Origin of the sequence: Elioraea sp. Yellowstone, from assembly GCF_006704265.1 — a bacterium.
Classification (GTDB): Bacteria; Pseudomonadota; Alphaproteobacteria; order Acetobacterales; family Acetobacteraceae; genus Elioraea.
Genome location: NZ_VIKA01000031.1, coordinates 17123 through 30615, shown reverse-complemented (window position 1 = coordinate 30615; position 13493 = coordinate 17123). Strand labels below are relative to the sequence as shown.

Genomic DNA, 13493 nt, shown 5'->3' with positions numbered 1-13493 from the left:
GCCGCGGGTCGCGCCCGCCGAGCCCGGCGGGCGGCGGCGCGTCCCAGGCCGCGACGACGTCGAGCCCCGCCTCCTCCGCGATGGCCACCTTGGCGCGCAGGCGGTACCGCGCGAGGTGCTGCACCAGGAACGCCGCCTGGCCGCGCTCGCCGTCGAGCAGCAGGCGGTCGCCGTCGCGGAAGACGAAGAAGTCGGCCAGCCACTTGCCCTGCGGCGTCAGCAGTGCCGCCCAGACCGGCCCCTGCGCGGCCAGCGTGACGTCGTTCGACACGAGGCCTTGCAGGAATGGCGCGGCATCCGGGCCGGCGACGGCGATCACGGCCCGGTCGGGCAGCACGGCGATCGGCATGCGCCGCAGATGGGCAAGCCCGGGGCCTCGCGCAATGCCCCATGCCCTGTGCTACACGGCGCCCGCCATGCGCATCCTGTTCGTCACCGCCACCCGGATCGGGGATGCGGTGCTGTCGACCGGCCTGCTCGACCACCTGATCCGCACCCATCCCGGCGCGCGCGTCACGGTCGCCTGCGGCCCGGCCGCGGCCGGGCTGTTCGCGCGCCTGCCGGGGCTCGATCGGGTCATCCCGATGGAAAAGCGCGACTGGCGCGGCCACTGGTGGTCGCTCTGGTCGCGTGCGATCGGCACGCGCTGGGATCTCGTGGTGGATCTGCGCGGCTCGGCGCTGGCGTGGCTCCTGCGCGCGCGGGCCCGCGCGGTGATGCGGGGCGGGCGGAGGCCGGGACATCGCCTCGCGCAGCTCGGCGCGGTGCTGGGTCTCGATCCGCCGCCGCCGCCGGTCGTCTGGACGGCGGCGGCGGATCACGCGCGCGCGGCCGCCCTGCTGCCGCCGGGGCCCCCGGTGATCGGGCTCGGGCCGACCGCGAACTGGCGCGGCAAGGTCTGGGCGCCGGAGCGGTTCGTCGCGCTGTTCGACCGGCTCGCCGGCGCCGACGGGGCGCTGCCCGGCGCGCGTGTCGCCGTGTTCGCGGGACCGGGCGGGGCGGAGGCGGCGATGGCCGCCCCCGTGCTCGCCGCCCTGCCGCGCGGGCGCACGATCGACCTCGTCGGCCGGCTGACGCTCACCGAGGTGGCGGCGGCGCTCAAGCGCTGCGCGCTCTATGTCGGCAACGATTCCGGCCTGATGCATCTCGCCGCCGCCGCCGGGACGCCCACCGTCGGTCTGTTCGGTCCCTCCCCGGCCGAGGAATACGCGCCTTGGGGCCCGCACACGGCGGTCGCGCGCACCCGCGTGCCGATGGCCGAGCTGATCGCCGCACCGGACTACGACCACCGCACCACCGGCAGCCTGATGGGCTCGCTGCCGGTCGAGGACGCGGTGGCGGCCGCCTCGGCCCTGCTCGCGCGCCTCGCCCCGGCGGCGGCACAGTGACCGCGCCGCGCCTCTCCGCCCTGGTGGTCGCGCGCAACGAGGAGGCGCGGCTCGCCGCGTGCCTCGCCACGCTGCGCTTCGCCGACGAGCTCGTCGTCGTGCTCGACCGCACGACCGACCGGTCGGGCGAGATCGCGCAGGCCGCCGGGGCGCGCGTGGTCGAGGGGGCCTGGGAGCTCGAGGGCGCGCGGCGCAATGCCGGGCTCGACGCCTGCACCGGCGACTGGGTGCTGGAGGTGGACGCGGACGAGCGCATCCCGGAGGCGCTGGCGGCCGAGATCCGCGGCGTGATCGCGACCTCGCCGCATGCCTGGCATGAGATCCCGGTGGACAACTACATCGGCGACCGGCTGGTGCGGTACGGCTGGGGCGGCTCCTTCGGTACCTCGGCGGTGCCGCGGCTGTCGCGCCGCGGCGCGAAGCGCTGGGGCATGCAGCGCGTGCATCCGTCGCTGCGCTGGACCGGCACGCAGGGCCCGCGCCTGACCCACGCGATCCGGCACCATGTCGATCGCGACATCTCCGACCTGCTGCGCCGGCTCGACCGCTACAGCTCGGCCAGGGCGGCGGACCTGCTGGCCGCGGGCGAGATCGGCACGCTCGCGGGCAACCTGCGCCGCCTCGTCTCCCGCACCGTCAAGTGCTACGTCGCGCGCAAGGGGTACCGCGAGGGGGGGTGGGGCCTGCTGATCGCGCTCTGCGCCGGGCTCTACCCGCTGCTCGCGCATCTGAAGGCGCGGCTCGAGCCGGAGCGACACCGGCCGGACGCCTCGTGACGCGCGCGGCGATGATCATGGCGGGCGCGCCTCATGGCGGGGCCGAGACGTTCTTCGTCCGGCTCTGCGCGGCGCTCGCCGGGGCGGGCGAGGAGGTGCTGGCGGTGATCCGGCGCGACGCGGAGCGCGCGGCCGCACTGCGCCGCGCCGGGCTCGATCCCGTCCAGCTCGGCTTCGGTGGCCCCCTCGATCTGCTGACCCGCCCGCGCCTCGCCCGCGCGCTCGCCCGCTTCGCCCCCCGCGTGGCGATGGCGTGGATGAACCGCGCCGCCCGCTTCACCCCGCCCGGCCCCTGGGTGCGGGTGGGCCGGCTCGGCGGCTACTACGATCTCCGCTACTACGCCGGCTTCGACCACCTGGTCGGCAACACGCGCGGCATCGTCGCGTGGATCGCGCACCAGGGCTGGCCGCGCGCGCGGGTGCATCACCTGCCGAACTTCGCCCCCGACCTTGCCGGCGCCGCACCGGCCGACCGCGCCGCGCTCGACGTGCCGGCGGATGCGTTCCTCGTGCTGGGCATGGGGCGGCTGCATCCGAACAAGGGCTTCGATGTGCTGATCGAGGCGGCCGCGCATCTGCCCGACGTGGTCGTCGCGATCGCGGGCGAGGGCGGGGAGCGCGGGGCGCTCGCGGCGCTCGCCGAGCGGCTCGGGGTGGCGGAGCGCATCCGCTTCCTCGGCTGGCGCGACGACCAGGCCGCGCTGCTCGCCGCCTGCGACCTGTTCGTCTGCCCCTCGCGCCACGAGCCGCTCGGCAACGTGGTGCTGGAGGCGTGGTCGGCCGCGCGGCCGGTGGTGGCGTGCGCCGCGGTGGGGCCGTCGGAACTGATCGAGCACGGCGTGACCGGGCTGCTCGTGCCGGTCGATGATCCGCGCGCGCTCGCCGACGCGATCGCCGCGCTGCGCGACGAGGGGCTGCGCGCGCGTGCGCTCGCCGAGGCCGGGCGTGCGGTCTTCCTGCGCGATCACGCGGAGGCGCCGGTGCTCGCGCGCTGGCGCGCCTTCCTCGCCGAGGTCGGCCGCTGATGTGCGGCATCGCCGGCATCGCGCTGAGGCACGGCGAGACCGCGCCGGCCGAGGTGCTCGCCCGTCTCGACGCCGCGCTCGCGCATCGCGGCCCGGACGGCGGCGGGCAGACCGTGGCGGCGGGTGCGGCGCTGGTGCATCGCCGCCTCGCCATCATCGACGTCGCGGGCGGCGACCAGCCGCTGTTCGAGCCGGGCGGGGCGGCCCTGATCGCCAACGGGGAGATCTATTCCTATCGCGAGCTGAAGCGCGACCTGCTGGCCGACGTCGCCTTCGCCACCGGCAGCGACTGCGAACCGGCGCTGCATCTCTATCGCCGCGAGGGGCTCGGCTTCGCCGAGAAGCTGCGCGGCATGTGGGCGATCGCGATCCACGACCGCGCGGCGCGCCGCGTGGTGCTCTCGCGCGACCCCTTCGGCATCAAGCCGCTCTACATCGCCGAGACGAAGCACGGTCTCGCCTTCGCCTCCGAGCCGCGCGCCCTGCTCGAGGCCGGGCTCGTTGCGCGCGGCATCGATCCGCGCGCGCGCGACGAGCTGGTCGAACTCCAGTTCACCACCGGCGCGGAGACGATCTTCCCGGGCATCCGCCGCCTGCTGCCGGGCGAGACGGTGGCGATCGAGGAGGGGCGGATCGTCGAGCGCCGCCGCCGCGCCGCCCTGCCCGAGGGCGGGCCGGAGGCGATCGACGACGCGGCCGCACTCGCCCGGCTGGACGCCGCGCTGACCGAGAGCGTGGACCTGCATCAGAGGAGCGACGTGCCGTACGGGCTGTTCCTGTCAGGCGGCGTCGACAGCGCCGCACTGCTCGCCCTGATGCGGCGGCTCAACGACCGTCCGGTGCTCGCCTTCACGGCCGGCTTCGACGATCCCTCCGCTGCCGACGAGCGTGCCTCGGCCCGCGCGGCGGCCCGCGCGGCTGGGGCCGCGCATGAGGAGATCACCGTCACGGAAGCCGATTTCTGGGCGCATCTGCCGGCGATCGCCGCCTGCATGGACGATCCCGCCGCCGACTACGCGATCGTGCCGACCTGGCTGCTCGCCCGCCGCGCGCGGCAGGACGTGAAGGTGGTGCTGGCGGGCGAGGGCGGCGACGAGATCTTCGGCGGCTACGGCCGCTACCGCGCCGCCATGCGGCCGTGGTGGCGCGGCGGCAGGGTGATGCGCGCGCGCGGCATCCTCGAACGGCTCGGGCTGCGCCGGCACGCGACCTCCGCGTGGCGCGACGGCATGGAGGCGGCGGCTGCGGCCGCCGCCTCGCCCGGGCGGACGCGGCTGATGGTCGCGCAGGCCACTGACATGGTGGACTGGCTGCCGAACGACCTCCTGGCCAAGCTCGACCGCTGCCTGATGGCGCATGGCGTGGAGGGCCGCACGCCGTTCCTGGACCCGGCGGTCGCCGCCGCCGTGTTCCGCCTGCCCGATGCGCTGAAGGTGCGCGGCGGCCTCGGCAAGTGGGTGCTGCGCGCCTGGCTCGACCGCCACTTGCCCGAGGCGCGCCCCTTCGCCCGCAAGCAGGGCTTCACGGTCCCGGTCGGCGCCTGGATCGCGCGCCGGGGCGACCGGCTCGGGCGGCTGGTCGCGGCCGACCCGGCGGTGGCGGAGCTCTGCCCACCCGACGCCGTGGCGGCTCTCTACCGCAAGCCCGGCAAGCACGAGGGCTTCGCCGCCTGGACGCTGCTGTTCTACGCGCTCTGGCACCGCGCCCATGTGCGCGGGCTTGCGCCCGCGGGCGACGTGTTCGACACCCTGGCGGCAGGCGGCTGAGAGGGAGTCGCGCATGGGCACTCTGCCGGAGCGGCTGGCCGAGGCGATCCTTGCGCATGCGCGCGAGGCGGCGCTGCCGGAAGGCGCGCCGCTGCGCGAACAGGCGCTCGCCGAACGGTTCCGGGTCTCGCGGTCGCCGGTGCGGGCGGCGCTCGCGATCCTGCGGGCGCGCGGCGTGGTCGAGCATCGCCCCAATCGCGGCTGCTATCTCCGCTGGGCCGGCCCCGCGCTGCCGCAGGCACCCGCCGCGCGCATCGACGACGACGCCGACTATGTGCGCATCGCCGAGGATCGCCTCGCCGGCGCGCTGCCGGAACGGATCAGCGAGGCGGCGCTGATGCGCCGCTATGGGCTGAACCGCAGCCGGGTGGTGATGCTGCTCGCCCGCATGGCGCAGGAGGGCTGGGCGGAACGCCTCCCCGGCCATGGCTGGCGGTTCCTGCCGCTGCTCGACACCGTCGCCGCCTACGAGGCGGGCTATCTGTTCCGTGCCACGATCGAGCCGGCGGCGCTGCTGCTGCCCGGGTTCCGCGCCGATCCCGCCGAGCTCGCGCGGCTGCGCGCGGAGCAGGAGATGCTGCTCGCCGGCGGCATCGGCTCCCTGCCGCTCGCCGAGCTCTTCCGCATCAATGCCGGCTTCCACGAGACGCTGGTGGATTTCGGCGGCAATCCGTTCTTCAGCGACGCGATCCGGCGGGTGAACCGGCTGCGTCGGCTGGTCGAGTACCGCACCTTCGCCGACGCGCAGCGGCTCGTCGCCCAGGGGCGGGAGCATCTCGCCCTTCTCGATCTCGTCGAGCGGGGCGACATGGCGCGGGCGGCGGCGGCGCTGAAACGCCATCTCGACGGCGTGCGCGCGACCAAGCTCGGCTCCGCAGCCCTGCGGGACGCCCTCGCGCCGCGCCGCCGCTGACCGAGGGGCGCAGCCAGGCCAGCTTCGTATTTTGTATTGCAAAATACAATCTTCGGTGCTCCGATGCGGCCGACGAGGAGGAGGACGCATGGACATCGTCGTGCTGCCCGGCGACGGGATCGGGCCCGAGATCACCGCCGCGACGCTGACGGTGCTGCGCGCGGCCGACGCCCGGTTCGGCCTCGGTCTCGCCTTCGAGGAGCGGCCGATCGGCTTCGCCACGCTGGCGACCGAGGGGACGACCCTGCCGCCCGAGACCTTCGCCCGTGCGCTCGCCGCCGACGGCACGATCCTCGGTCCGGTCTCGCATCTCGACTATCCGCCGCGCGATCAGGGCGGCATCAACCAGTCCGCCGAGTTCCGCGTGAAGGCGGATCTCTACGCCAACATCCGCCCCGCCCGCACCCGGCCGGGCCTGCCGCACTGGGGCCGCACGCCGATGGATCTCGTGATCGTGCGGGAGGCGACCGAGGGGTTCTATGCCGACCGGTCGATGCACCAGGGTCCGGGCGAGTTCATGCCCACACCCGAGATCGCGCTCGCGGTGCGCAAGGTCACGGAGGCCGCCTGCCTGCGCATCGCGCGCGTCGCCTTCGAGCTGGCGCGCGGCCGACGCCGGCGCGTCACCGCCGTGCACAAGGCGAACGTGCTCAGGGTGTCCGATGGTCTGTTCCTGCGCGCGGTGCGCAAGGTGGCCGGCGACTATCCGGACGTCGCGCTGGAGGAGCTGATCGTCGACGCCGTCGCGGCCCTGCTGGTGCGCGACGCGGCGCGCTTCGACGTGATCGTCACCACCAACATGTTCGGCGACATCCTCTCCGACGAGGCGGCCGAACTCTCGGGCAGCCTCGGCCTCGGCGGCGCGATCAACGCCAACGAGCGGATGGCGGTGGCGCAGGCGCAGCACGGCTCGGCGCCCGACATCGCCGGCAAGGGAATCGCCAACCCGACCTCGCTGATCCTCTCCGCGGCGATGATGCTCGACTGGCTCGGCGTGCACAGGGGGCGCCCCGACCTGCGTCAGGCCGCTTCCGCGATCGAGGCGGCGGTGGATGCCGCGCTCGCGGTGCCGACGCGGCGCACGCGCGACCTGCCGGGCGGCACGCTCGGCACCGCCGCCTTCGCCGAGCTCGTCGCCGCCGGCCTCGCCTCGGCCGAAACGGAAGGATCGCGCACCGGCTGACCGGCCGGGCGTGCTTCTCGGCGCATGCGCCGCAACGACAGACGCAACAGACGTCCAAGGGAGACCGTGTCATGCACCTCGATCGTCGCGCCGTGCTCGCCACGGCGCTGCTGGCCCTGCCGTTCGCGGCGCGCGCCCAGGCGTGGCCTGCCCGGCCGATCAGCCTGATCGTGCCGTTCGCGCCCGGCGGCGCCTCCGACATCGTCGCCCGGGTGCTCGCGCAGACGCTGTCCCAGAGCCTCGGCCAGAGCATGGTGGTCGAGAACCGCGCCGGCGCCGGCGGCGTGATCGCCACCGAGCTCGTCGCCCGTGCCACACCGGACGGGCATACGCTGCTCTGGGCGCATACCGGCACCATGGCGGTGAGCCCCTTCCTGCAGCCGCGTCTCGGCTACGATCCGATGCGCGACTTCGCCTTCGTCGCCCTGGTGGCGCGGGTGCCGATGGTGCTGCTCGCCCATCCGGGCCTCGGCGTGGCCAATGTCGCCGAGCTGATCGCCAAGGCGAAGGCCTCGCCCGGCGCGATCGACTACGGCAGCGCCGGCCCCGGCAGCAACACGCATATCGGCATGGTCGCGTTCATGGAGGCGGCCGGCATCACCATGACGCATGTGCCCTATCGCGGATCGGGGCCGGTGATGACCGATCTGATCGCCGGCGTCATTCCCCTCGCCATGACCGGCACGCCGGCGGCGCTGCCGCTGATCCGCAACCGGCAGGCGATCCCGCTCGGCGTCACCTCGGCCGAACGCCTCGCCCTGCTGCCGGACGTGCCGACCATGCAGGAGCAGGGGCTCGCCGGCTTCGACGCGCTGCAGTCCCACGGCGTCGTCGCGCCGCGCGACGTGCCCGCCGCGATCGTTGCGCGACTGAACGACCAGATCAACGCGGCGCTGCGCGCGCCGGAGATCGCCGAACGCCTCGCCGCCGAGGGGGCGCGGCCGGATCCGCGCCCGCCCGAGGCCTGGCGCGCGCTGATCGCCGCCGAACAGGAGCGCTGGGGCGGGCTCGTCAGGCGCATCGGCCTGAGGGTGGAATGACGGGCTGGACGACGGCGGGCCTGTATGACGCCCATGCCGCCGCGCTCCGCCTGTGCGCCCTGCCGCTCTGCGACTTCGGCGGCCGCATCGCCTTCCGCGGCCCGGTGCGCACGGTCCGCTGCCGCGGCGACAACACGCCGGTGCGCGCCGCGCTGGCGGAGCCGGGCCGCGGCGCGGTGCTGGTGGTGGACGCGGCCGGCCTGCTCGACCGCGCGCTGATCGGCGATCGGCTGGCGGCCGAGGCCGCGCGCCTGGGCTGGTCCGGCATCGTGGTGAACGGGGCGGTGCGGGATGTCGCCAGCCTGCGCGGCATCCCGCTCGGCCTGAAGGCCCTCGGCCCGTGTCCGCGGCCGAGCGCCAAGGGCACGCCGGGCGAACGCGACGTCCCGGTGGAGCTCGGCGGGGCGGTGATCGCGCCGGGCGACTGGCTCTATGCCGATGCCGACGGGGTCGTGGTCGCGGCGCGGCGGCTCGACTGAGCCTCCCTTGCCAGCGGCCGCGGTCGCTGGTCCCCTGCCGCCAGAGAGGAACGGATGGCGGCGGGACCGATGGCGGCAGCGCACTACGACCTGATCATCCGCGGCGGCATCGCCGTGCTGCCCTGGGGCGAGGAGGCGACCGATATCGGCGTCCGCCAGGGCCGCATCGCCGCCTTCGGCGTGGCGGGATCGGCCGAGGCGGACACCGTCCTCGACGCGCGCGGCCTGCATGTCCTGCCCGGACTGATCGACGCGCATGTGCACCTGCGCGAACCCGGCGCCGACCAGGTGGAGACCATCGCCACCGGCACGAGGGCGGCCGCGCTCGGCGGTCTGGTCGCGGTGTTCGACATGCCGAACACGAAGCCCGCGATCACCGATGCCGGGCGTCTCGCCTGGAAGCGCGCGCACCTCCGCGGCCGCGCCTTCGTCGACATGGGGCTCTATGTCGGCGCGACGAAATCGAACGTCGCGGCGCTTGCCGGGCTGGAGGTCGAACCCGGCGTGTGCGCCATCAAGGTGTTCGCCGGCTCCTCGACCGGCGACCTCCTGGTGGAGGACGACGCCTCGCTGGAGGCCGTGATGCGCAACGGCTTCCGCCGCATCGCCTACCACAGCGAGGACGAGTACCGGCTCCAGGCGCGCGCGCCGCTGTTCAGGGAAGGTGATCCGCACATCCGCCACATGGAGTGGCGCGACGTCGAAACGGCGTTCCTCGGCACGCGGCGGCTGATGGCGCTTGCGCGCAAGACCGGGCGGCGGGCGCACATCCTGCACGTCTCGACCGCGGAGGAGCTCTCCTATCTGCGCGACTTCCGCGATGCCGCCACCGTCGAGGTGCTGGTGAACCACCTGACGCAGTGGGCGCCCGAGGTCTACGAGCGGCTCAAGGGCTTCGGCGTCATGAACCCGCCGATCCGCGACCGCCGCCACTACGAGGCGTGCTGGGCGGCGGTGCGCGACGGCACGGTGGACGTGGTGGCTTCGGACCATGCACCGCATCCGGCCGATCTCAAGCGCCTGCCCTGGCCGCGGTGCCCGGCGGGGCTCACGGGCGTGCAGACCATCGTCCCGGTGATGCTCGATCACGTCAGCGCCGGGCGGCTCAGCCTCTCCCGCCTCGCCGACCTGATGTGCGCCGGCCCCGCGCGCGTCTACGGCGTGGTGGGGAAGGGGCGGCTCGCCGCCGGCTACGACGCCGACTTCACGCTCGTGGACATGAAGCGCAGACGCACCATCACCCATGACTGGATCGCCTCGCCCTGCGGCTGGACGCCGTTCGACGGCATGGCGGTGACCGGCTGGCCGGTGATGACCGTGCTGCGCGGACGCCTGATCATGCGCGAGGACGAGCTGATCGGCGAACCCGCGGGCGAGCTCGTGCGCTTCGGCGATACGCTGATGCGCGCCGCCGATGCCTGATACCCTCCGCACAAAGGCTCGACCTTTGTGCGGAGGGTATCGCGCGCGGGGCTGGTGGGGCGGCCGCGCGCGAACATGACCCCGTACCAGCCCGCCGAAGGTCAAACCTTCGGCGGGCTGGTATGAGGATCACACCAGCATCTCGACGCAGACCGGCACGTGATCGGAGGCGAGCGGCCAGTCGCGCGCGTCCTTCAGGATCTGCCCCGCCTTCAGCGTGCCGAGCATGTCCGGGGTGACCCAGATGTGGTCGAGCCGGCGGCCGCGATCGGAGAGCCGCCAGTCGCGGTTGCGGTACGACCACCAGGAATAGAGCTTCTGCGGCGGCGGCACGAAGTGGCGCATCGCGTCGATCCAGCCCCCGGCCGTGGCCTGCCACTTGCCGAGCAGGTCGGTCTCCACCGGCGTGTGCGACACCACGTCGAGCAGCTGGCGATGGCTCCAGACATCGTCGGGCAGCGGCGCGATGTTCAGGTCGCCGGCGATGACCTGCCGGCCGCCTCCGGCGGCGCCGTTGGCGAACCACGCGGTCGCTTCGGCCACGAAGTCGAGCTTGTGGCGGAACTTCGGATTCGCCTCCGGGTCGGGGATGTCGCCGCCCGCCGGGACGTAGAAGTTGTGCAGCCGCACCGGCGCCCCGGGGATGTCGAGATCGACCGCGATGTGGCGGCAATCGCCCTTGCCGCACCAGTCGGGAACATCCTCGATCCGGGCGAGCGGGATCTTCGAGAGGATCGCCACGCCGTTGTAGCCCTTCTCTCCCCGGATCACGATGTGGCGGTAGCCGGTCGCGCGCACCTCGCGCAGCGGAAACTCGGCGTCGGTCACCTTGGTCTCCTGCAGGCAGATGACGTCGGGCTCGAGCGCCACCGCCAGATCGGCAAGACGGGCAAGCCGGAGACGGACGGAGTTGATGTTCCAGGTGACGAGACGCAGGCGCTTGGGACGTCGGGCCATGTCGGTGCGGGGATCGGGACGGCGGAATCGCCGCGGCAGTCTAGCGCGTCCGGACCGAATGAGGTGCCCGGCCTCTGCGCGCCTCCCCTGCGATCGGCGGCGCACCGCCCCGGCCTGTGGAAAACCCTGTGGGTTCGCCGCCGCCCGGTTTGGCTCCGATCGCAGGACAGGCCTCGTAGATCGTTGAAATTCCTCGGTTCGTCCGGGCGAAGTGCCCGGGCAGGCGGGCCGGTCCGCGGTTGTGGACGAGGCTGCGGCACCGGCCGCGTCGGCAGCGACGTCCGGGCCGGCTAAGCTGGTCCCGGAGCCGCAGGATGAGGACCATGACGCGCCGTGCCCTGGCCTGGATCGTCGGCCTGACGATCGTGGCCGCGATCGTCCATGGTCTGGCCTGGTGGCTGATCGGCGCGATGGTGGTGCGCGGCATCGACGCTGGTGGCCCGGCCGGCGAGACCCTGCGCCATGCCGGACTCGCCCGCGGCGGCTGGCCGACGCGGATCGCCGTGACGCTGGAGCGCCCCGTGCTGCACCGGCCGGCCGTCGGCATGGTCCCCGCCATCACGGTCGAGGCGGTGCGCGCCAGGGCGACCGCGCCGCTCCTCGCCCCGCGCGATGTCACCGCGGCCTTTGCGTGCCCGTGCCGGGTGGCGTTTCCCGCCACGCCTGCCCTCGCTCCGGTCACGGTGGAGGCGTCCCGGCTCGTGCTCGAACTCCGTCTCGAGGAGGGGGCGCCGCCGCGCACCTGGAGCCTCACGGGCGAGACGCTCGCCATCCTCCGGGACGGCGAGACCGTGCGGATCCGCGCCGCGCGGCTCGACGGCGCGCGCGGCGATCGGCAGGAGGCCGCGCAGGTCGTCGCGCTGGCGCTCGACGACATCCTGCTCGGCCCCGGCGCCGGCGGGCCGTTCGGCCGCGAGATCCGGAGCATCACCGGCGAGGTGGCGGTGCGTGGCACCCTGCCGCCCGCGCCCGACCCGGAGGCCAGCCTGCGCGCCTGGCGCGAGGCGGGCGGTGCGCTCGAACTGCGCCGGCTTGCCGTGGCGTGGGGACCGCTTGCGCTGTCGGCCGGCGCGACCCTCGCGCTCGACGACGCGCTGCAGCCGGAGGGGGCGGGCACGGTCCGTCTCGCCAACTGGCGTCGGACGATCGAGGCCCTGTCCCAGGCGGGGCTGATCGACCGCCGGGCGAGTGCCCTGATCGGACTGGCCTTCGCCGCTCTGGCCCGGCCGGCGCCCGGCGGCGGGCCGCCGGTGGTGGAGGTGCCGGTGGCGCTCACGGACCGCACCCTTTCGGCGGCCCGGTTCCCGATCGTGCGGCTGCCGGAGATCCGCTGGCCGCGCGGCGCCTACACGCTCGGCGGACGCTGAGCCGGGACGGAGGGCCGGGCTCTGTCCACGCTCCTCGCCGTCTGCACCCTGCCGCCCTGGCCGATCGTCAACGGCTATGCGCTGCGCGTCGCCAACCTGATCGAGGCGTTGGCTGGGTCGTGGCGGATCACGCTGGTCGCGCCTCCGGGAACCGTGCCGGACGGCATCCGTCATGTGTCCGTCGCGCTCTCCGGGCGCGGCCTGACCTATCCCTGGCGCTTCGACGACCGGCCGTTGCGGGCGGCCGTGCGCGCCACGCTGCGCGCGGAGGGGGCGGCGCGCGCGCTGGTCTTCCCGGGGGCGGAGGCGTTGTGGTTCGGCGCCGCTGACCTGCCGCCGGCGGTGATGGACATGATCGACTGCAATCCGCTCGAGTTCTGGCGCGGCGCGCTCCGCGGGCGGGGACTGCGCGCACGGCTCGGCAGCCTCGCCGAGATCCCCGTCGCGGCGCGCTGCGCGCGGCGCACGGTGCGGAGCTTCGCCGCGACCGTGTGTGCAGGCGAGCGTGACGCGGCGTGGATGCGCCGGCTCGGCGGGCGCGACACCGTGCACGTGGTGCCGAACGGGGTGGCGCTGCCGCCCGAGGCGGCGCTGGCCGCCGAGGACGCCGCCCCGACCGTGGTGTTCCTCGGCTCGCTCGGCTACGCCCCGAACGTGGACGCGGCGCTGTTCGCGGCGGAGGCGATCTGGCCGCGCGTGGCCGCCGCCGTGCCTGAGGCGCGCCTCGTCATCGCCGGCCGCGCGCCCGTGCCCGAGGTGGCGGCGCTCGCCGCCCGGCCGGGCATCGCGGTCGCCGCCGACGTGCCCGACATCGTGCCGGTGCTGAGCCGGGCCTGGGTGTCGATCGCGCCGATGCGGATCGGTGTCGGGATCAAGAACAAGGTGCTGGAGGCCTGGGCCTGCGCACGGCCGGTGGTGATGACGCCGCTCGCCACCAACGGCCTCGTCCTGCCGCCGGGCCACGAGGCGCTGGTGCGCCGGGATGCCGCGGGGCTGGCGGAGGCGGTGGTGGGACTGCTTCGCGATCAGGGCGCGCGCCGGGCTGCGGGCGCCGCGGCGCGGGCGCTGGTGCGCGAACGGTTCGGCTGGGCCGGCGCGGCCGGGCGGATCGACGCGCTTCTGCGCGCCGCGCGCTGACGGGCGGGGATGCGCATCCTCGCATCCTCGGCCCGCCGTG

Annotated in this window: 12 protein-coding genes and 1 pseudogene; 11 read left to right on the top strand and 2 right to left on the bottom strand. The window is 74.7% G+C overall.

What is annotated here, in order from left to right; all coding sequences use genetic code 11:
• Positions 1 to 349, bottom strand: a pseudogene (locus FK498_RS06935) (folate-binding protein); the annotation flags it as partial.
• 67 nt (positions 350 to 416) lie between these two features.
• On the opposite strand from FK498_RS06935, the gene FK498_RS06930 reads away from it, so the two are divergent.
• The 9 genes from FK498_RS06930 (at position 417) to FK498_RS06890 (ending at position 9992) form a co-directional block, all read left to right on the top strand.
• The gene (locus FK498_RS06930) at positions 417 to 1388 is read left to right on the top strand and encodes a glycosyltransferase family 9 protein (RefSeq protein WP_141852933.1); all 972 of its coding nucleotides are present in this window, start codon (positions 417 to 419) and stop codon (positions 1386 to 1388) included.
• Positions 1385 to 2164 carry a glycosyltransferase family 2 protein gene (locus FK498_RS06925; protein ID WP_141852924.1) on the top strand — a complete coding sequence of 260 codons (780 nt, stop codon included), beginning with the start codon at positions 1385 to 1387 and terminating at the stop codon, positions 2162 to 2164. The genes FK498_RS06930 and FK498_RS06925 overlap by 4 nt, the downstream gene beginning before the upstream one ends.
• Positions 2161 to 3189, top strand: a complete 1029-nt coding sequence (locus FK498_RS06920; protein ID WP_237560863.1) for a glycosyltransferase — start codon at positions 2161 to 2163, stop codon at positions 3187 to 3189. Before FK498_RS06925 ends, FK498_RS06920 begins: the two co-directional genes overlap by 4 nt.
• Positions 3189 to 4955 (top strand): asparagine synthase (glutamine-hydrolyzing), encoded by a 1767-nt coding sequence (gene asnB / locus FK498_RS06915; RefSeq protein ID WP_141852922.1) that lies wholly within the window; start codon positions 3189 to 3191, stop codon positions 4953 to 4955. Before FK498_RS06920 ends, asnB begins: the two co-directional genes overlap by 1 nt.
• Positions 4956 to 4968: 13 nt before the next feature.
• Entirely contained in the window at positions 4969 to 5868 is a 900-nt protein-coding gene (locus FK498_RS06910) for a GntR family transcriptional regulator (protein WP_161988340.1), read from the top strand.
• An 88-nt stretch (positions 5869 to 5956) separates the two neighbouring features.
• A complete protein-coding gene (locus tag FK498_RS06905) occupies positions 5957 to 7051 on the top strand; it encodes an isocitrate/isopropylmalate dehydrogenase family protein (RefSeq protein ID WP_141852918.1) in 1095 nt (364 codons plus the stop codon).
• 71 nt (positions 7052 to 7122) lie between these two features.
• A complete protein-coding gene (locus FK498_RS06900) occupies positions 7123 to 8091 on the top strand; it encodes a tripartite tricarboxylate transporter substrate binding protein (RefSeq protein ID WP_141852916.1) in 969 nt (322 codons plus the stop codon).
• Positions 8088 to 8570, top strand: coding sequence for a ribonuclease E activity regulator RraA (rraA, locus tag FK498_RS06895; RefSeq protein WP_141852913.1), 483 nt, complete (start codon positions 8088 to 8090; stop codon positions 8568 to 8570). Before FK498_RS06900 ends, rraA begins: the two co-directional genes overlap by 4 nt.
• A gap of 54 nt (positions 8571 to 8624) precedes the next feature.
• The gene (locus tag FK498_RS06890) at positions 8625 to 9992 is read left to right on the top strand and encodes a dihydroorotase (RefSeq protein WP_237560862.1); all 1368 of its coding nucleotides are present in this window, start codon (positions 8625 to 8627) and stop codon (positions 9990 to 9992) included.
• Between the two features lie 129 nt (positions 9993 to 10121).
• On the opposite strand, the gene FK498_RS06885 is transcribed toward FK498_RS06890, so the two are convergent.
• Complete coding sequence (locus tag FK498_RS06885) at positions 10122 to 10949, bottom strand: exodeoxyribonuclease III (protein ID WP_141852910.1); 828 nt, start codon at positions 10947 to 10949, stop codon at positions 10122 to 10124.
• A 323-nt stretch (positions 10950 to 11272) separates the two neighbouring features.
• Here FK498_RS06885 and FK498_RS06880 point away from each other — a divergent pair, with 323 nt between their 5' ends.
• Together FK498_RS06880 and FK498_RS06875 are read left to right on the top strand one after the other, a co-directional pair.
• The gene (locus FK498_RS06880; RefSeq protein WP_161988339.1) at positions 11273 to 12316 is read left to right on the top strand and encodes a DUF2125 domain-containing protein; all 1044 of its coding nucleotides are present in this window, start codon (positions 11273 to 11275) and stop codon (positions 12314 to 12316) included.
• A 108-nt stretch (positions 12317 to 12424) separates the two neighbouring features.
• Positions 12425 to 13453 (top strand): glycosyltransferase family 4 protein, encoded by a 1029-nt coding sequence (locus tag FK498_RS06875; RefSeq protein WP_141852906.1) that lies wholly within the window; start codon positions 12425 to 12427, stop codon positions 13451 to 13453.
• Positions 13454 to 13493: the final 40 nt, after the last annotated feature.